Below are 18,868 nucleotides of genomic sequence, written 5' to 3'. Positions count from 1 at the left end.
GGTGGATTTATTCTCATGGAAACGCCGATGAAATCGTTCCTTCAGGCTGCACGCCGCTTGGCCGCGATTGTGATTGCGACCTCCGCGATGATGGCTGGAGCCGCCGTTGACGGCAATGCCGAGCAACTGGCCAAAAACCTGTTCGGCTCCCAGAGGCTGCCGGCTGCGACCACGCCGAAATCCTTCGGTTTCTACAGCAAGGGCTGTTTTTCCGGCGGCGTCGCCATCGCCACCGACGGTCCGACCTGGCAGGCGATGCGCCTCTCTCGCAACCGCCGCTGGGGTCATCCCGCGATGATCAGCCTGATCGAAAAGCTGTCCCGCGACGCAACCGCCGACGGCTGGCCGGGACTGCTGCTCGGCGATATCTCGCAGCCACGCGGTGGCCCGATGCTCACCGGCCACGCCTCGCACCAGATCGGTCTCGATGCCGACATCTGGTTCATGCCGATGCCGGATCGCCGGCTGTCGTCCCGAGAGCGCGAAAACATGAGCGCGGTTTCGCTGGTCAACGAGAAAACCCATCTGGTGAAGGATAAGCTCTGGCGGCCGGAGCATGCACGCCTGTTGAAGCGTGCCGCAAGTTATCCCGAGGTCGAACGCATCCTGGTCAACCCTGGCATCAAGAAGAAGCTCTGCGATACCGTGAGGGGCGACCGCAGCTGGCTGCGCAAGGTGCGGCCGTTCTGGGGGCACGACTATCACTTCCACGTCCGCATCGGCTGCCAGCCGGGTTCGACAGGTTGCAAGCGGCAGCAGGCTACACCGAGGAGCGACGGCTGCGACGAGTCGCTCGCCTGGTGGTTCACCGAGGAACCCTGGCGCCCCAACAAGAACCCGGATGCGCCCAAGGCGCGCGACCTGATGACGATGGCGAGCCTGCCCAAGGAATGCCGTGCCGTGCTTGCCGCGCCTGAACCGGAATCGGAAATGGCGGTGACCATCGGCGGCAACGGAACAGCCGTGGCCGCAGTAGCAGCGCCTGAGCCTCCGGCGATGGTCGATCCATCGGCTTCGATGCCGGTCACCGCCAACTCGTTTGCGCCGACGCCGAAGATCGGTATTCCGATGCCGCGGCCGCGGCCGCAGAACTAACGGTGTTGCGCGACGGGCGCTTTTCTGGCAACGGATCGGTCACACGACTTCAACCGATTTAATCCGCTTGCCCAAGAGCCCAGATGGCTTCGAAACTGCGCCTCGCCCTGATCGCACATGACGAAAAGAAGGACGACATGGTGGCGTTTGCCGCCGCTCATGCCGACTTTCTCGCCGGCTGCGATATCGTCGCAACCGGAACCACCGGCCAGCGGGTGCTTGAAGCATGCCCGCAACTTGCCGTTCGCCGCCTGAAAAGCGGTCCGCTCGGCGGCGACCAGCAAATCGGCGCGCTGATCGCCGAGGAGGCGATCGACGCGGTGATTTTCTTCGTTGATCCGCTGACGCCGATGCCGCATGACGTGGATGTCAAGGCGCTGATGCGGCTGGCGATCGTCTATGACATCCCGATGGCGCTCAACCTCGCCACCGCCAGGATCGTCGTCGACAACAAGAAGAACGGCTGAACGCCGCCTGTGAGGGGAATGGAAACGAGCATGGCAAACCAGAACGGCGACGAGAGCGTCCTGCAGTTTCCGATCCTGATCGGCGATATCGGCGGCACCAATGCCCGCTTCGCCATTCTGCTCGATTCCTATGCGGAGCCAAAACAGTTCCCGATCGTGCAGACCGCGGATTTCGCCACGATCGACGATGCAATCCAGACCGCTATCCTGGACCGCACCTCCGTCCAGCCGCGTTCGGCGGTACTCGCCGTCGCCGGTCCTGTCGATGGCGACGAGATCGAGCTTACCAATTGCCCCTGGGTGGTACGGCCGCGGGTGATGATCGAGAATCTCGGCCTGCGCGATGTGGTGGTCCTCAACGATTTCGAAGCCCAGGCTCTCGCCGTCGTGGCGCTCGGTGAAGAGCACATGGAAAAAATCGGACCCGGGACGCCCGAGCCGACCGCCGGCCGTGTCGTGCTCGGCCCGGGTACCGGCCTCGGCGTCGCCGGTCTTATCCACGCCTGCAACCGCTGGATCCCGGTTCCCGGCGAAGGCGGCCACATGGACATCGGCCCGCGCACCCCGCGTGACTTTCAGGTGTTCCCGCATCTGGAGCCGATCGAGGGCCGCATTTCCGGCGAGCAGCTTCTGTGCGGACGCGGCCTCGTCAACATCTATCGCGCCGTCGCCAAGGCAGACGGTGCCGCTCCGCGGTTCACCACACCGGCGGAAATCACAGGCGCTGCCCTGGAGAAGTCCTACAGGATCGCCGAGGAAGCGCTGTCAATCTTCGTGACATGCCTCGGCCGCACCGCCGGCGACCTGGCACTCGTGTTCATGAGCCGCGGCGGCGTGTACCTGACCGGCGGCATCGCGCAGAAGATCGTGCCGGCACTGCAAACGGGCGAATTCCGCGCCGCTTTTGAAGACAAGGCTCCACACAAGGAGTTGATGCGCGACATGCCGGTCTATGTGATTACGCATCCGCTGGCGGCGCTTGCGGGTCTCGCTGCCTATGCCCGCACGCCGGTCCGTTTCGGCGTCGAGACATCCGGGCGCCGCTGGAAAGCCTGAACCGGGTCACGCGGTATTTGCCGGAAGCCGTTGCGCATCGGCCATAGGCAAGCCCGGCCGATGCGGTTAAGAGAGGCGCCGACGCCGCAATAGGCGTTCTGTCGCAGCGGACGTGAACGGGCCCGGAATTTGACACTGCCAGAAACAACGAAGAAGCGCGCGGATCCGGGCGAGGTCGTCGCCGTCATCCGGCGCATCCTCGCGGAAAACGGCCGCGACTACCGCTGGCACTATGTCCTTGCCACGCTTTGCCTGCTCGCCGTCGCGGCCACCACCGCCTTCAGCGCCTGGATCATGAAGGACGTCATCGACGAACTGTTCTATGAACGACGCCAGGACCTGATCCTGCTGGTCGCCGGCTCGATCGCGCTTGCCTTCGTCATTCGCGGCTTCGCCACCTACGGCCAGTCGGTGATACTCGCCAAGGTCGGCAATAACCTCGTCGCCCGCTACCAGCGCCGCATTTTCGACCACCTGATGAAGCTCGGCGTGAACTTCTTCAACGATACGCGCTCCGGTCAGCTGGCCGCGCGCATCAACGAAAACGTCAACGGCATCCGCGATCTGCTCGGCATGACCCTGAAGTCGGTGGCAGGCGACGCAGTGTCGCTGATCGCGCTGGTCACGGTGATGTTCATCCAGGAGCCGGTGCTGTCGGCGATGGCGCTGCTCATCGGCCCGCCGCTCGTCTACACGGTCAACTACCTGATGCGGCGGCTGCGGCGCATCACCCGCGAATCCGTCGAGATCAACTCGCGGCTGATCGGCGCCATGCAGGAGGCGACGCAAGGCATCGCCATCGTGAAGGCCTTCACGATGGAAGAGCAACTGTCGAAGAAGATTTCCGAGCTGGTCAGCAACGCAGAGGCGCGCGCCAACAAGATCGCGCGGGTGTCCGAGCGGGTAACGCCGATCGCCGAAATCCTCGCCGGCTTCGCCATCGCCGGCGTCATCGCCTATGCCAGCCATCGCAGCGCTGCCGGCGTGCAACCGCCCGGCTCGGTATTCTCGTTCATCACCGCATTGCTGCTCGCCTATGATCCGGCGCGGCGTCTGGCCCGCGTCCAGGTCAACCTGGAACGGTCGCTGGTGAATGCACGGATGATCTACGAGATCCTCGACCTCGAGCCTCGCCAGGGCGACGCGCCGGATGCGCCGGCACTGCGGATCACGAGCGGCGACATCATGTTCGACCACGTCTCATTCTCCTATGCCGAAGCATCGCCGGTGCTGCACGATGTGAGCTTCGGTGCCGCCGCGGGCAAGACGACGGCGATCGTCGGCGGCTCGGGCGCCGGCAAGTCGACGCTGACGGCACTGCTGCAGCGCTTCTACGACCTCGACAGCGGCACCATCTCGATCGACGGCCAGGACATCGCGAAGGTGACCAAGAAGTCGCTGCGCAATTCGATCGCCTATGTCTCGCAGCAGCCCTATCTTTTCGAGGGCACTATCCGCGACAACATCCGCTACGGCCGTGCCGACGCCACCGACGCCGAGATCGAGACGGCGGCGAAGCTGGCGCAGGCCGACGACTTCATCCGCCAGCAGGCCAACGGCTACGACACGCTGGTCGGCGAGAACGGCGTCACTCTCTCCGGTGGCCAGCGGCAGCGCCTGTCGATTGCGCGCGCCATCGTGCGCAACGCGCCGATCCTGCTGCTCGACGAAGCGACCTCGGCACTCGACAATGAGTCCGAGGCGCGCGTTCAGGAAGCGCTCGCCGAGGTGATGAAGAACCGCACCACGATCGTCATCGCCCACCGGCTCTCGACGGTCGTCAGCGCCGACCAGATCATTGTCCTCGAAGAAGGCCGGCTGGTCGAGCAAGGCACCCACCGGGCGCTGCTCGCCAGGCCGCACGGCGTTTACGCACGCTTCCATCGCTTGCAGAACGAAAAGGGCCTGGGCATCGTCGACGACATCAAGGCAACGCCGGTCAAGCCGAAGCGGGCGAAGGCGGTGAAGATAGCAGCAGGGGGCACATCATGAGCGAAATGGGGCTGGTCGTCGTTGGTGCTGCAGGGCGCATGGGACAGGCGCTCATCCGCGCGATCCATTCGATCGAAGGTGCCCGCCTTGCCGGCGCGATCGAACGGCCGGGTTCACCATTCCTGGGCAAGGATGCCGGTGAACTGGCGGGCGTCGGCGCAATCGGCGTCGCCATCTCCGACGACCCGTTGCCCGTCTTTGCCAAGGCTGACGGGGTGCTGGATTTCACCGTGCCCGCCGCATCGGTGGAATTCGCCGGCTACGCCGCGCAGGCGCGCATCGTGCATGTGATCGGCACCACCGGCTGCACCGAGGCGGATGACGCGAAGATCGCCGCGGCGGCCCGCCATGCGACAATCGTCAAATCCGGCAATATGAGCCTCGGCGTCAATCTTCTGGCCGTACTGGTCGAGCAGGCGGCGCGCGCGCTGGATGCCGCGGATTTCGACGTCGAGATCCTCGAAATGCATCACAAGCACAAGGTCGACGCGCCATCAGGCACGGCACTGCTGCTCGGCGAGGCGGCCGCAACCGGACGCGGCATCCCGCTTGCCGGCAACGAGGTGCGCGTGCGCGACGGCCACACCGGTGCGAGACCCGCCGGAACCATCGGTTTTGCCACGCTGCGCGGCGGCTCGGTCGTTGGTGATCATTCGGTCATGCTCGCCGGGACCGGCGAAACCATCACGCTTTCCCATCACGCCGGCGACCGGGCGATCTTCGCGCGCGGCGCCGTCAAGGCGGCTCTGTGGGCGCACGGCAAGAAACCCGGCCTCTATTCGATGCGCGACGTGCTGGGATTGAGCTAGTCCGCAAACCGTATCCCCACCAATCGGCAACTGGAAAGGAACACCATGTCTGGAACTCTCGTCCTCGTCCGCCACGGCCAGAGCGAATGGAACCTGAAGAACCTGTTCACTGGATGGCGCGACGTCGATCTCAGCGAAAAGGGCGTCGACGAGGCGAAGGCAGCTGGACAGAAACTCGCGGCTCGCGGCCTGAAATTCGACATTGCCTTCACGTCGGCGCTCGTTCGCGCACAGCGCACCTGCCAGTTCATTCTCGATGCTACCGGCCAGAGCGATCTGCGGACCATTCGCGACGAAAGACTCAACGAGCGCGATTACGGCGATCTCAACGGGTTGAACAAGGACGACGCCCGCAAGAAGTGGGGCGAGGAGCAGGTGCACATCTGGCGCCGCTCCTACGATACGCCGCCGCCCGGTGGAGAAAGCCTCAAGGACACCGGCGCCCGCGTCTGGCCGTACTACATGCACGACATGCAGCCGCACGTGCTGCGCGGCGAAACCGTGCTGGTTGCCGCGCACGGCAATTCCTTGCGCGCGCTGATCATGGCGCTGGAAGGAATTTCCGGACCGGACATCGTCAGCCTGGAACTCGGCACAGGCGTGCCGATGATCTACAGGCTCAATGCCGATTCCACCGTCGCCTCGAAAGAGATCCTCGAAGGCTGACGGCCCAGCGTTCCAGCACGACTGAGCAAAAAGCGCGTTGACACTGCTTTCCCGCCCGCTTACATGAGCGGCGCTGCCCAGATGGCGGAATTGGTAGACGCGCACGGTTCAGGTCCGTGTTCCGCAAGGAGTGGAGGTTCGAGTCCTCTTCTGGGCACCATTTGCACCCAAGTCTTTGATTTGGCTGCAAGCGTTGGTTCTCAAACGGTTTTCTCCCTCGACTTGGGTTCAGGCTCGGGTACATTCGAGGGATGGAAGACATGCAAGCGCCAAGCTATCTGATCAACATCAACGGCACCTACTACGCATAGGTCCGCGTGCCCTCCGACATCGTCGAGAGCTACGGCCGGAAGCAGCACAAGAAGTCGCTGCGGACAAAGGACCACGCCGAGGCATGTCGAAAGCTCCATGGTGTTGTCGCCGGGATCAAGCAGAAGTTCGAAGGATACCGCGCCACCTTGATCGCGCAGACCGTCGCGGCCGAAGTGCCCAAGCCGACACCAACTCCGCAGTCCTTCGCTGAACTTGGACGGCAGCGTAGCCGCGACATCGCCGAACAAGCATTGACGATCCGCGCCGATCTCTATGAGGAAGTTGCCGCTGCGTCCGTGGTGTTCTACGTTTAAACCATCTGGGGGGAGATAAGATGGCTCGGAAAGATGGACCACTCGTAATCAGTGTCATCAATATGAAGGGTGGCGTTGGAAAATCTACAATCTCGGCGCTTCTCGCCCGGCATGGAGCCATAAGAAGAAATCTGGACGTTCTCGCCATCGACTTGGACCCTCAAGCAAACCTGAGCCAAGCATTGATGCACAACAGCTACGGCCAGTTTCTCACCGATCAACGTGCATCCATTGTTGAGGTTTTCAATGGATATTTGCCACCGAGCCCGTCCTCGTCAGGGCCTAGCCCGCTAGGGCCAGATGACGCTGTAGAAGGGATTTTCGAGTGGGAGGATCGCTCTCTGGACCTAATACCAGCACGATTCGATTTCTCCGATAACCTGACAAATGCAATCCGACCGGACGCAAAAGCATTAGCTCGCTTCATTGCTGCTAATTTTAAGGACAAAGACCTTATCATAATCGACTGCGCACCCACTGAGTCCATACTTACTCATGCTGCTTACCATGCGAGCAGACTTTTACTCGTACCCGTGAAGCCTGAGTATTTTGCGACAATTGGGTTCCCGTTGCTCGCGCAATCCTTGACCAACTTCAGGAGGCAAAATCGAGGCCACAAAATAGAGGTCGCGGGTATCGTTATCAACAACGGCTTTTACCACGGCGGCAATAATGGAGGGCCTGAGAAAACGCAGGCGATGGCAGATATTCGCGCGGACGCTGCTAAGAACAACTGGCATATGTTTAAGCATGAGATACCATTTTCCCGAGGATTCCCCAAGAAGATGCGTGGTGATTTTAGCTACTCCGGAAACTCCGATATGTTTTCCTACTTTGCCAACGAGTTTTTCAAATCGATCGGAATGTGAGTTCTATGAAGCCGTCTTCCAATAAGATTCTGACCAAGCTGCTAACGCTTCTCATCGACGAATGGGGGTACGACTCGGTGACGCGCGCGCTTGAGGGGATGAACCGATCCGAGCGACAGAATGTCCGACGTGAGAGTGTGCCGAGCGAGCGGCCGACGCCAACAGGCATGGTGTTGCGACAGAAACTCCCGAAAGCAACTAAAGATTTGCTCCTTAGCGTTGCTGGCCAGTACGAGGCGAAGCGATTTCTGCCGACGATCGCAGATGTACGAAATTTCCTCGAAATACGAGGCGCGCGAACCGGCCAGTTCAAGCAGCGACCGGAAGCCTTTCGCCGGGTTTTGGAAGTCTTGCTGGAGACTCCTCACGACCGGCTTGACAAGATTGTGCAGGAGGGGTTGCGATCCGGTCCATCCCAGTTAGGCCCCATCTCGGATGCGATCAGGTCAACCAACGACGCCATGCGATCGACAGAGGTTGCGGGCTCTACAAGTCGTGAGGATGACAAAGGCTCGCAAGTAGAAAATTGGCCGAGTAAATCGGTCAAGGGTGACCGGCGATCTGGGGGTGGGAGATGACAATTGCTTGTCTCGGCTGGGGATCGTTAGTTTGGGACCCGAGGGAATTGCCAATTCAACGTCTGTGGTTCGAGGATGGTCCGTTCATGCGAATTGAGTTCGCGCGCCAATCGAACGACGACAGGATCACTCTGGTTATTTCTGATGCCGCCGTCCCCATAAGAACACTTTGGGCCGTGATGGATACCACAGATTTGAACGTCGCGAAGGAAGCACTGCGACAGCGCGAAGGCAAGCCAATCCGGGATCACATTGCTCATTGGCAGACCGGAGATGCGTCACCGGCAGCTATCCCCAATTTGGGAGAATGGGCTGCCGCTCACGGTATTCGCGCGGTGATCTGGACAGCCCTGCCGCCGAAGTTTGACGGCACAGAAAACCGTATACCGACCATCGATGAGGTTCTTGCGCATCTAGCAGGCTTAGTAGGAAACAAACGTGAGAATGCGGAGCGATACATTCGCCTCACACCACGCCAGATCGACACGGCCTACCGACGCAGGATAGAAGCTGAACTGGGGTGGGCGCCCTTAGTCGATTGACCTCGCCTTCTTCGATATGAGTTGCCAGGCGGGTACAAGCTCGGGTACATAGCAGACAGTCGAGAGAGATTTCGTAAGGAAATCAACGTTGCTAATGTCAATCCTCTTCTAGGCACCAAAAATTCCCCGAAAACGCTTTTGCGACCCAGCGAGCTGGGTGCTCATCCCCTTCGCGCGAGACCGCCGGAGTGGCCTCAGGTCGACGGTGGACTTCCTAGTCTAGACCACCGAATCCCTCAGCCAATCGAGGTCATCCGGCGACAGCTCGATATCCAGCGCCTCGAGGCTGTCCGCGAGTTCGGCAAGCGTGCGTGGCCCGATCAGGGGGATCGACGGGAAGGGCTGTGCAAGAACGTAGGCCAGCGCGACATGGATCGGGCTCTTGCCGAGCTTGGCGGCGAGTTCCACCGCGCGGTCGCGGCGGCGGAAATTCTTCTCCGAGTACCAGACCCGCACCAGTTCCTCATTGTCCCGCTTGTCCCGCCCCGCCAAGTCGGTGAAAAAGCCGCGGCCCTGGCTCGACCAGGCGAAGTTGGGCATCTGCCGGGCCGTCAGCCAGGCCCTCCATGCGTCGGTCGATGAGGTCACGCAGCCCGCCCAGATGGGTTCCAGCATCTCGGCCAGCGAGAAATTGTTGGAGAGCGCGCCGGGCTTCTGCTTGCCGGTCCGTTCGGCATAGGCGATCGCCTCGTCCATGCGTTCCATCGTCCAGTTCGAGCCGCCGAACGGCCCGCGAATGCGTCCCGCCTTGGCCTCGCGATCCATCGCGTCGATGAATTCGCCGACCGGCACGTCGGGATTGTCGCGATGCATGAAATAGACATCGACATGGTCGGTACCGAGCCGATCGAGCGACTGCGCGAGCTGCTTTCCTATCATGTCGGGATAGCAGAGCGGCGAGTGCGCGCCCTTGCCGATGACGACCGACTGCTGGCGCACACCGCGGCTGGCAAGCCATTCTCCGAGCAGCTTCTCCGTATAGCCCGAGCCATAGATGTAAGCCGTGTCGAACAAATTGCCGCCGGCCTCGAAAAAAGCGTCGAGCAGGATCGCGCCCGAAGAGAAGGTGCGGAAATCCTCGAAGCCGAGGGCAAGGACCGACACCGGCTTGGACAACCCCGGAATGGCGCGCTTACCGATTGCGGTGCCACCGGGACGCAACGGTCTGCCGGAAATCGTGTTGACGCGCTTCTCGGCCTTTTCGATCGCATATTCGAGCCCGACGGCGGCACGCCACTTGTCCAGCACCCGCAAGGTGCCGCGGCTGTCGGCCCAGCTCATTCCCGGCCAGGCAAACTCCTGCTTCCCTTCGAGGATGGCCTCGCCGGCCGCGTCCACCTCGAAGGAATAGAGATGCCGCGTCTCGTTGAGGCTGATCGTCTCCCGCCCGCCATCCGGCTGGATCACGTCGATCCTGCCCGGCCCGACGTCGCGGCTGCCGCCGGCGAACCAGAAGTCGGGAACCTCGATCCGACCTTTCGTGCCGAAGATGCGCAGTACATTGTCCTGGTTCACGGAGATGGAGCAGGAAACCTCGGCGACGATGCCGCCGGGGAAATGCAGCAGAGCCGACGCCCACTCGTCGACGCCGGATTTTCCGAGATGCGCGACGCCCACAACCTTGTCCGGCTCGGCGAACGGTTCGCCTGTCGCCGCTCCCGCAATCAGGCGCGCCATGGAGACGGGATAGCCGCCAACGTCGAGAATGCCGCCGCCGGCGAGATCGTTGGCATAGAGCCGGTGCTCAGGCATGAAGCCTGGCATGGCGAAGCCGAAGCTCGACTTGATCATGCGCACGTCGCCGATGGCGCCGGATTTCACCAGTTCGACCAGCTTGCCGGTTTGCGGGTGCAGCCGATACATGAAGGCCTCGCCGAGGAATGTGCCGGCCTGGCGCGCAGCGTGCATCATCGCGGCAGCTTCGAATGCAGTCAGTGCAAGGGGCTTCTCGCAGAGCACATGTTTGCCTGCCTCGGCCGCCTTGATCGCCCATTCCGCATGGTACGGATGCGGTGTCGCGATGTAGATGGCATCGACCGCCGGGTCGGCGAGTAGCGCCTCGTAGCCGGCAACGATGCGGGCACCCGGAAAGCTCTCGGCGAGCCCGGCCTTGCCCGGATCGCGCGTACCGATGGCGGCGAGTACCCCCGTCCTGGAATTCGCGATGCCGCCTGCAAACGCCTTGGCGATGCCGCCCGGCCCGAGTATGCCCCAGCGGACAGCTTTGTTGGCACTCATTTCATTCTCCTTGAGGCTGGGAGACTATAGTCTCCGACCACCTTGTCTTTGATGTCGGGTGAAATTCGATCAGCGAAGGCGTTTCCCGTTTTCGTCGAACAGGTAGGACTTGCGTATCGAAACGGTGATCTCGGCAGCATCGGCGACCCCGTCGGCATCGCGCTGGATGACAAGTCCGTAGTCCCCCGCGGTGCTGGCATAGATGAAGCTCGTACCGCCCAGGTGCTCGACGATGTCGACGTTGACGAGAAGGTCCGCGTCGCCCTTTCCGGCGTCGCCGAAATGCTCCGGCCGCACGCCGACCACGACGCGGCTTCCCGGTTCCGGCGCCGGCCCGGCGAGTGGTTGCGTGAGGCGGGTAGTCCTCTCCTGGCCAGCGAGTTCGACCGTCACACCTCTCCCGTCGCCTTCGACGACGAGCGCCGGGATGAAGTTCATTTTTGGCGAGCCCACGAAACCGGCGACGAACTGATTGTCGGGATCGTTATAAAGGTCCAGCGGCCTGCCGACCTGTTCGATCGTGCCGTCGCGCAGGACCACAATCCTGTCGGCCAGTGTCATCGCCTCGGTCTGGTCATGGGTCACATAGATCATGGTCACGCCAAGTTCCTTGTGCAGGCGGGCCAGTTCCACCCGCATCTGCACGCGCAGCTCCGCGTCGAGGTTCGACAGCGGCTCGTCGAAGAGGAAGAGTTGCGGCTCGCGCATGATGGCTCGGCCGATCGCGACGCGCTGCCGTTGGCCGCCGGAAAGCTGGCGCGGCTTGCGTTTCAGAAGCTCGGCGATGCGCAGGATGCCCGCCGTGCGCTCGACCCGTCTTGCGATGTCGGCCTTGTCGTGGCCGGTCATCCTGAGCCCGAAGCTCAAATTCTGCTCCACCGTCATGTGCGGGTAGAGCGCATAGGACTGGAACACCATGGCGACGCCGCGCTCGGCCGGCTCGACATCGTTGACCACCCTGCCGCCGATCGACACGTCACCCTCGGTCACGCTCTCGAGGCCCGCGATCATTCTGAGCAGCGTGGACTTCCCGCAGCCCGAGGGACCGACGAAAACCACGAACTCGCCATCGGCGACCTCCAGGCTCGCTCCGTGAATGATCTCGTAGGAGCCGAAGCGCTTGACGACTTTGCTGAGCGTAACACCTGCCACGTTCACCTCTCGATCACTTGACCGCGCCGGCCGAGATGCCGGCGATGAAATGGCGCTGCAGCGTCACGAACAGGACGAGCATCGGCGCCGTCAGGATAACGGCACCGGTCATGATGCCGCCCCACGAAACCTTGGTGAGTCCGATCAAACTGCCGAGCGCAACCGGCGCCGTCATCATCGCGGGCTGGCTGTTGATGAGCAGCGGCCAAAGATAGTTGTTCCAGCTGTGCAGGAAGAGGATGATCGACAGCGCCGCAAGCGTGGGCCGCGCCAGCGGGACGGCGACATAAAGGAAGATGCGCCATTCCTTCACGCCCTCGACACGCGCCGCGTCGAAGAGTTCGGAAGGCATCATCGCGAAGGACTGGCGCATGAAGAGGACGCCGAGCGAATTGAAGAGCGGCGGCACGATCAGCGCGAACCACGTGTTGTCGAGATGGAAATCGCGCGCCACCATGATGAACTGGGGTATCACGACGACGAAATAAGGCAGCGTCAGCGTGCCGAGTATGGTCGCCAGCACCACGCCTTTGCCGACGAAGCGGTAGGAGGCGAGTGCCCACCCGGCCATCGAAGTCAGCGTGACCGAAAGCAGCGTATAGGCGGTGGCCACGAGGATCGAGATCGTGGTCGCGCGGATGAAACCGGTGTCGGCCTCTAGCGCGTTGAAATTCTCGAGGAAATGCGTCGACGGCGTCAGCACGACGTGAGGGCTGAAGATGCCGTTGTCGTCCATGGTCGAGAAGATGAACATCATCCACAGCGGGAACAGCCAGATCAGCGCGAGCGGAGCAAGCGCCGCGTGCAACAGGATGTTGCGCCTGCGTTGGGCGGAGGATCTGCCGCTCATTCGCGTTCCCTTCCGAGCCAGAGATTGAGCAGGGAGATCGCAATCGCCAACGCGGCGATCGTGTACGCAACCGCCGACGCGTAGCCGAAGTTGAATGCGTTGAAGCCCTGCCGATAGAGGAACAGACCGAGTGTCTCGGTCGCCTGGCCGGGGCCGCCCCGGTTGGTGATCAGGAACGGCTCGGAGAAAAGCTGCATGGTGCCGATCACGGAAAGCACGACGCACAGCAGGATGACGGGCTTCAGCAGCGGCAGCGTCATGAAGAAGAACTGCCGAACCTTCGAGACGCCGTCCAGGGTCGCCGCCTCGTAGACGTCCTCCGGTATGGACTGCAGCCCGGCAAGGATGATGATGGCGTTGTAGCCCGCCCAGCGCCAGGTCAGCGCTATGATGATCACTGCCATCGCGGCGTTCGGGTCCGAAAGCCACGGAATGGTGGTCAGCCCGATGCCGGCGAGCATCTTGTTGATGATGCCGAACTCGTTGAACAGCAGGCGGAACATCGCGGCGTACGCGACCTCGCCGACGACCACGGGCGCGAAGAAGGCAAAGCGGAAGAGGCCCCTGACCTTGAGCGCGGGCGAGTTCAGCAGCGTGGCGAGCACTGTCGCCAGCGCGATCATGATCGGCACCTGGATCACGAGGATGACCAGCGTGTTCTGGAGCGCATTGGCGAAAGCCGGATCGACGAGGAGCCGTCCCCACGTCATGCGGGGATTGAACGTCCAGTTGGCGCTCCTCGTGTTCAGGAACGACAGCCAGAACGAGTTGATGATCGGCCAGATCCAGAACGCCAGGAAGATAAGCAGATAGGGCGTCAGAAAGGCATACGCCGTCTGTGTACGCTGCCGCATGTCCGATCCTGCGAAGCCGTTGGAATGCCGGGCAGGCAGGCTGCCTGCCCGGTTTCGCCATCTTGTCTATTCGGCGACCGGCAGGCCGGTTGCACCCGCGACCTGATTGGCCACGTCGTCCAGCGCCGCTTTGGCGTCGGGATATTCGCCGTTGAGATATTTGAGCTGGGTGGCGACCATGATGGCGTTCGCGTCCTGGAAGAACGGCGTGCCGCGGCTCGGCTTGATCTTGGGCAGCGTGGACAGGATATCGACCCACACCTTCTGGCCATTCCAGAACGGCTGTTCGGCCTTGACGTAGTCGTCATCGAGGGCGCCGAGCAGCGAGGGTACCAGGCCGAACTCCTTCAGCATGGTGACCTGGCCCTCATTGGTACCAAGGGTGTAGTTCACATACGCCCATGCGGCTTCCTTGTTCTTGGAGCTGGCCGAGATGGCGAGCGAGGAACCGCCAAGATTGGCGGCGCGCGGGCCGTCGGCGGTGACGCCGGGCATCATGTAGACGCCCCATTTGCCGGCGAGGTCCGGCGAGGTGGAGCGGATCGTGCCCTCGTACCAGCCGCCATACATCTGCGTAGCGACCTTGCCGCCGGTGTTGGCCTGGATCTTCTCGTCCCAGGTCCCGGCAATCAGCAGGCCGTTGTCCTTCAGCTTCTTCACGACCTCCAGCGCGGCGACGCAGGCCGGCTGGTTGACGGTGATCGACTGTCCGTCGCTGGCGAAGTATCCGCAGCCCTGTTCGTTGGAAATCATGCGGAAGAACTCGGTATCGCCGTTGATGTCGGCTTGCGTCATCGAAACGCCTGGGTTGGCTTCCTGGATTTTCTTGCCGGCGGCAATGAAATCGTCCCACGTCTTGATCGACGCCGGATCGATACCCGCCTTCTCGTAGAAATCGCGGCGGAAGAACATAGCGACCGGGCCGGAATCCCAGGGCATCGCATATGCCTTGCCTTCCACCTCCAGTTCCGTGCGCTTGAAGTCCGGGAACTTGGCGGCGATCTCGTCGGTGTAGCCAAGCGTCTTCAGATCGACGAAGCAATCGGGGAACTGGCTCCAGAAAATCTCGGATTCGTGGTTCTCGACGGAAATGATGTCTGGCAACCCGACCCCGCCGGCCGCGCAACCGGCCAGCATCTTGTCGAACGTCTGCTGGTTGCCGAGATCCTCGACCGTGACCTTGATATCGGGGAATTGCTTATTGAAGCCAGCCACCGTCGCCTTGAGCGACGAGGCCGCGATATTCCAGCTCCAGGCCGTGATTTCGCCGGATTGCGCGAAGGCAGGACCGGAGAACAGCACAAGCGCGGCGCACGCCAGTTTGATACGCATGAAATTCCTCCCAGAATTTATCCGCTCGTTGCGTTCGTTGTGAGCAGGGTTAGACTAGGCCCGCAGGTGAGGCTGTCCCCGACAAAGGGAAGATGAACTTGGCGGAAAGTAAGGTCGCGGAAAGAGCGTTCTATCAGCCCGGTGCGAGCAGCGTGGAAGGCCTGCCGCTCGCGCTTCAGATGTTCCACAACCGGCCGCTGGTCATGCTCAAGCCGCATTGGCACGCGCAGGTCGAGGTCAATTTCATCGTCGACGGACATGTGCACTACCGCATGAACGACCACGACATCTCCCTCTCAGCCGGCGACATGTGCCTGTTCTGGGGCGGCCTGCCGCATCAGCTGGTCGACGCTTCGGACACTGTGTTCTACGCCGGCGCCCACCTGCCGCTCGTGCACTTTTTCCGTCTTCACCTGCCAGCCGACGTCCGCCATCGCCTGATGACGGGCGCCACGCTGGTGACCAGCGCCACCGACGATTCCGACCGGCACAATTTCGAGCGCTGGTTTCGCTACGGCCGTTCGGGCGATCCCGCCAAGGCCCAGCACGCCGTCGACGAACTCGTCCTTCGGCTTGAGCGGGTGCGTTTCGAACCTTACCGCCTCGTGCCCGAAGTCCAGACACTCGACGCCGCTGCCAGCCCCTTCGACCAGCAGTCCTCGCGAAACGTCGGGCGCATGTGCGATTTCATCGCCGAGAACTTCCTCTACGAGATCGATTCCGTCGACATCGCGGCGGCGGCCGACATCCACCCAAAATACGCCATGAGCCTGTTCCGGAAATCGACTGGCATGACGCTCAACGAATACGTCAATCTGCTGAGATTGAGCTACGCGCAAGCACTCCTGATGGATCAGGATGCCAATGTGCTGAGGGTCGCCATGGAAAGCGGCTTCGGCTCCCTCAGCGCCTTCAACAAGGCGTTCCGCAAGCTTGCCGGCATGTCGCCGTCCGACTTCAAGAAGAGTTCAGCGAAAAGTACAGCCTGACATCCGGTCGCCCGCTGTACTGGCCTAGCCCGCACCGCCAAAATCGGCGCGGCCATCCTTCAGTGCAAGGCGCGAAAGCAGGAAGTCGATTTCCTGCCGCGCCGTGGCGGTCAGGCCGCTGCCCGGCTTGCGTTGCGCATCGGAGGCAATGGCGCCGCGCTTCATCATCACGTATTTGCGCACCGCGAGGCCGACGCCCTGCTGATGCTCGTAGCGCAGATAGGGGAGATGCGCGTCGAACAGGTCGTGTGCCTCGTCGCGGCGGCCAGAAGCCGCGAGCCGCACCACGTCGACCAACATGTCGGGAAAGGCATAGCCGGTCATCGCGCCATCAGCGCCGCGCGACATTTCGAAATCGAGGAACAGGCCGCCATTGCCGCAAAGGATCGACAGCGGACGCAGCGAGCCGTCCTTCTGGAAGCCGCGCAGGGCGGAGATCTTTTCGAGTCCCGGCCAGTCCTCGTGCTTCAGCATCACGCAGGACGGGTTGTCGGTGACGATGCGCTTGATGACGTTCGGCGTCATCACCACCGTCAAGGTGAGCGGATAGTCCTGCAGCACCCATGGAATGTCTTCGCCAATCGCCTCGACGGCCTGCTTGAAATAGCCAATGATCTGGTCGTCGGTGCGCAAAGCCGGCGGCGGCGCGATCATCACGGCTTTCGCACCGGCCTCCATCGAGGCGCGCGCCAGCCCCCGCATGGCCGCAAAACCCGGTGCAGACACACCGACGATGACCGGCTTGGAAAAGCAACCGACGACGCGCTTGACGATTTCGATCGATTCCTGCGCCTCGAGCTTGGGCGCTTCACCCATGATGCCGAGGATGGTCAGCCCATCGACGCCGCAGCGCTCGTAAAAATCGACCATCGTGTCGATGGAGCCGACGTCGACGCGGCCGTCAGGGTGAAACGGCGTCGGCGCAATTGCATAGACGCCTTTGGTGTCTGCGGAGATGGTCATTGGCAGCTTCTCTTTGGAATGGCTCAGATGCTCGGGATCATGCCGCCGTCGACGCGCAGGATCGAGCCGGTGACGTATGAAGCCCGCAGGCTGGCGAGGAACGCAACGACATCGGCATATTCCTGCGGCGTTCCGTAACGCCCAACGGGAATGCTCGCCGCGCTTCCGGCCACGATCTCCTGCACCGGCCGGCCTTCGCGCTTGGCGCGCTGCTCGTCGAGGAAGGTGATGCGCTTCGTGGCTATGCGTCCCGGCAGCACCACATTGACCGTGACCCCGTCGCTTGCGACCTCCCGAGCCAGCGTCTTCGACCAGCCGACGAGCGATGAGCGCAAGGCGTTGGAGATGCCGAGGTTCGAGATCGGTGCGACGACACCCGAAGAGGTCGATGTGATGACCCGGCCGAACTTGCGCTCGCGCATTGCCGGCACAAGGCGGTCGGTGATGCGAATGACCGAAAGCACCATGGAATTGAACGATCTCTCCCAAAGTTCGGGATCTTGACCCAGAGCCGGAGTGGGAGGCGGTCCGCCGGTGTTGTTGACCAGCACATCGACGGCACCGAACCTCTTCCCGATCGCGGCGATGTTGCCCTCGATCACGGCCGGCTCGGCGAGATCCCAGACCAGCGGCAGGAAGTTGTCCCCCTCGAATTCGGAGGCCGACTCTTCGCGATGGACCGCTGCCGCGACGTTCATGCCCTCGGCGGCGAGCGTGCGTGCAATCGCTCCACCGAGACCTCCGCCGGCGCCGAAAACCAAAGCCGTTCGGCCGTTCAATCCCAGATCCACGATCACCTCTCGAAAAGCCGGACAATGATGGTTTTCTGGATCGCATAAAATATGGCTTTCCGTTTCTTCATCTTTTACAAAATGTGCGTATGGACACGCGTTTCCTCGAGACGTTTCTGGCGGTCGCCGAACAAGGGTCGCTGATGGCCGCGGCAAGGCGCCTGAACATTTCTCCGGCCGCCGTGGCGCAGCGTATCCGCGCGCTCGAAGGCGAATTCGGAGTGAAACTGCTGACCCGATCCGGGCGTGAAGTCGCACCGACAGAAGCGGGCCTGGCGGTGATCCAGAAAGGGCGGGACCTGCTTCGCGAGGCTCGCGACCTGGTCAGCATCGCCGGCTCGGGATCGATGTCCGGCGAATTGCGGATCGGTTCCGTCAGCAGTGCACTGACCGGCATCCTGCCGGACGTCATGCGGCACCTTTTTGCGACACATCCATCCATCGATCTGTTCATCAAGCCGGGTTCATCGAAGGATCTTTACGCCGAAGTGGTCGCGGGCAATCTCGATGCCTGCGCCATCGTGGAGCCGCGCCTCGCCCTGCCAAAGACCCACGTTTTCAGGAGCTTGCGCGATGAGCCACTGGTCCTGATCGCACCTTCGGCTCTTGCGGGTGGCGATGCGGTCACATTGCTCGAAAACGAGCCTTTCATCCGCTACGACCGCAGCCACTGGGGCGGGCACATCGCCGACGAATACCTGAAGCAGATGCGGATCAGGCCGCGCGACCGGCTCGAGGTGGATTCGCTCGAGGCGATCGCCGTGATGGTAAGCCGCGGCATCGGCGTCTCGCTGGTGCCGGATTGGGCACCGCCCTGGCCGGCGGGACTGGACATCGCCAAGTTCGAACTGCCGCCACCCGCGCAGGGTCGCCGGATCGGATTGTTCTATGTTCGGATGTCGCCGCGACAGAAGCTTATCGACGCATTCGTGTCGGCGGCATTTCCGTCCGGCTGAACATCCGGATTCAAGCCGTGGACGTCGCAAGGATCCGCCCTCC

General features: G+C 62.2%; 19 protein-coding genes and 1 tRNA gene. 13 read left to right on the top strand and 7 right to left on the bottom strand.

Annotated elements, in window-relative coordinates; translation table 11 throughout:
- Window positions 1-27 precede the first annotated feature (27 nt).
- The 11 genes from mepA to OHD58_RS05180 all read left to right on the top strand — a co-directional run bounded on the left by mepA (window position 28) and on the right by OHD58_RS05180 (window position 8,700).
- The gene (gene mepA, locus OHD58_RS05230; protein ID WP_263801999.1) at window positions 28-1,095 is read left to right on the top strand and encodes a penicillin-insensitive murein endopeptidase; all 1,068 of its coding nucleotides are present in this window, start codon (window positions 28-30) and stop codon (window positions 1,093-1,095) included.
- A gap of 83 nt (window positions 1,096-1,178) precedes the next feature.
- Window positions 1,179-1,562: a methylglyoxal synthase gene (locus OHD58_RS05225; RefSeq protein WP_263801998.1), complete on the top strand. Its 384-nt coding sequence runs from the start codon at window positions 1,179-1,181 to the stop codon at window positions 1,560-1,562.
- Between the two features lie 30 nt (window positions 1,563-1,592).
- Window positions 1,593-2,618 carry a glucokinase gene (locus tag OHD58_RS05220; protein ID WP_263801997.1) on the top strand — a complete coding sequence of 342 codons (1,026 nt, stop codon included), beginning with the start codon at window positions 1,593-1,595 and terminating at the stop codon, window positions 2,616-2,618.
- A gap of 129 nt (window positions 2,619-2,747) precedes the next feature.
- Window positions 2,748-4,610 (top strand): ABC transporter ATP-binding protein, encoded by a 1,863-nt coding sequence (locus OHD58_RS05215; protein ID WP_412177161.1) that lies wholly within the window; start codon window positions 2,748-2,750, stop codon window positions 4,608-4,610.
- Window positions 4,607-5,419 (top strand): 4-hydroxy-tetrahydrodipicolinate reductase, encoded by an 813-nt coding sequence (dapB, locus tag OHD58_RS05210; protein WP_263801996.1) that lies wholly within the window; start codon window positions 4,607-4,609, stop codon window positions 5,417-5,419. The genes OHD58_RS05215 and dapB overlap by 4 nt, the downstream gene beginning before the upstream one ends.
- Before the next feature lie 45 nt (window positions 5,420-5,464).
- A complete protein-coding gene (locus tag OHD58_RS05205) occupies window positions 5,465-6,085 on the top strand; it encodes a 2,3-bisphosphoglycerate-dependent phosphoglycerate mutase (protein ID WP_263801995.1) in 621 nt (206 codons plus the stop codon).
- A gap of 75 nt (window positions 6,086-6,160) precedes the next feature.
- Window positions 6,161-6,245 (top strand) — tRNA-Leu (locus OHD58_RS05200).
- Window positions 6,246-6,402: 157 nt separating this feature from the next.
- Window positions 6,403-6,711 carry a DUF6538 domain-containing protein gene (locus OHD58_RS05195; protein ID WP_263801994.1) on the top strand — a complete coding sequence of 103 codons (309 nt, stop codon included), beginning with the start codon at window positions 6,403-6,405 and terminating at the stop codon, window positions 6,709-6,711.
- Between the two features lie 20 nt (window positions 6,712-6,731).
- Window positions 6,732-7,580 (top strand): ParA family protein, encoded by an 849-nt coding sequence (locus tag OHD58_RS05190; RefSeq protein WP_263801993.1) that lies wholly within the window; start codon window positions 6,732-6,734, stop codon window positions 7,578-7,580.
- A 5-nt stretch (window positions 7,581-7,585) separates the two neighbouring features.
- Entirely contained in the window at window positions 7,586-8,158 is a 573-nt protein-coding gene (locus OHD58_RS05185; RefSeq protein ID WP_263801992.1) for a hypothetical protein, read from the top strand.
- Between the two features lie 86 nt (window positions 8,159-8,244).
- Entirely contained in the window at window positions 8,245-8,700 is a 456-nt protein-coding gene (locus OHD58_RS05180) for a hypothetical protein (protein ID WP_263801991.1), read from the top strand.
- A gap of 219 nt (window positions 8,701-8,919) precedes the next feature.
- On the opposite strand, the gene OHD58_RS05175 is transcribed toward OHD58_RS05180, so the two are convergent.
- The 5 genes from OHD58_RS05175 to OHD58_RS05155 all read right to left on the bottom strand — a co-directional run bounded on the left by OHD58_RS05175 (window position 8,920) and on the right by OHD58_RS05155 (window position 15,126).
- Window positions 8,920-10,938: an aldo/keto reductase gene (locus OHD58_RS05175; RefSeq protein ID WP_263801990.1), complete on the bottom strand. Its 2,019-nt coding sequence runs from the start codon at window positions 10,936-10,938 to the stop codon at window positions 8,920-8,922.
- Between the two features lie 69 nt (window positions 10,939-11,007).
- A complete protein-coding gene (locus OHD58_RS05170; protein ID WP_263801989.1) occupies window positions 11,008-12,090 on the bottom strand; it encodes an ABC transporter ATP-binding protein in 1,083 nt (360 codons plus the stop codon).
- A gap of 13 nt (window positions 12,091-12,103) precedes the next feature.
- The gene (locus OHD58_RS05165) at window positions 12,104-12,940 is read right to left on the bottom strand and encodes a carbohydrate ABC transporter permease (RefSeq protein ID WP_263801987.1); all 837 of its coding nucleotides are present in this window, start codon (window positions 12,938-12,940) and stop codon (window positions 12,104-12,106) included.
- Window positions 12,937-13,794, bottom strand: coding sequence for a carbohydrate ABC transporter permease (locus OHD58_RS05160; protein WP_263801986.1), 858 nt, complete (start codon window positions 13,792-13,794; stop codon window positions 12,937-12,939). Before OHD58_RS05160 ends, OHD58_RS05165 begins: the two co-directional genes overlap by 4 nt.
- A 66-nt stretch (window positions 13,795-13,860) precedes the next feature.
- Window positions 13,861-15,126 (bottom strand): extracellular solute-binding protein, encoded by a 1,266-nt coding sequence (locus tag OHD58_RS05155; protein ID WP_263801985.1) that lies wholly within the window; start codon window positions 15,124-15,126, stop codon window positions 13,861-13,863.
- A 92-nt stretch (window positions 15,127-15,218) separates the two neighbouring features.
- On the opposite strand from OHD58_RS05155, the gene OHD58_RS05150 reads away from it, so the two are divergent.
- Window positions 15,219-16,115, top strand: a complete 897-nt coding sequence (locus OHD58_RS05150; RefSeq protein WP_263801984.1) for a helix-turn-helix domain-containing protein — start codon at window positions 15,219-15,221, stop codon at window positions 16,113-16,115.
- Window positions 16,116-16,139: 24 nt separating this feature from the next.
- On the opposite strand, the gene OHD58_RS05145 is transcribed toward OHD58_RS05150, so the two are convergent.
- Both OHD58_RS05145 and OHD58_RS05140 read right to left on the bottom strand, forming a co-directional pair.
- Window positions 16,140-17,078, bottom strand: coding sequence for a dihydrodipicolinate synthase family protein (locus OHD58_RS05145; protein WP_263801983.1), 939 nt, complete (start codon window positions 17,076-17,078; stop codon window positions 16,140-16,142).
- A gap of 23 nt (window positions 17,079-17,101) precedes the next feature.
- Window positions 17,102-17,869, bottom strand: a complete 768-nt coding sequence (locus OHD58_RS05140; protein WP_263801982.1) for an SDR family oxidoreductase — start codon at window positions 17,867-17,869, stop codon at window positions 17,102-17,104.
- Window positions 17,870-17,958: 89 nt separating this feature from the next.
- Here OHD58_RS05140 and OHD58_RS05135 point away from each other — a divergent pair, with 89 nt between their 5' ends.
- The gene (locus OHD58_RS05135) at window positions 17,959-18,825 is read left to right on the top strand and encodes a LysR family transcriptional regulator (protein ID WP_263801981.1); all 867 of its coding nucleotides are present in this window, start codon (window positions 17,959-17,961) and stop codon (window positions 18,823-18,825) included.
- The last annotated feature ends 43 nt before the right edge of the window (window positions 18,826-18,868 follow it).

The sequence above is a fragment of the Mesorhizobium sp. ZC-5 genome, from assembly GCF_025753855.1.
Taxonomy (GTDB): domain Bacteria; phylum Pseudomonadota; class Alphaproteobacteria; order Rhizobiales; family Rhizobiaceae; genus Neomesorhizobium.
This window is presented reverse-complemented; position numbering and strand designations above follow the sequence as displayed.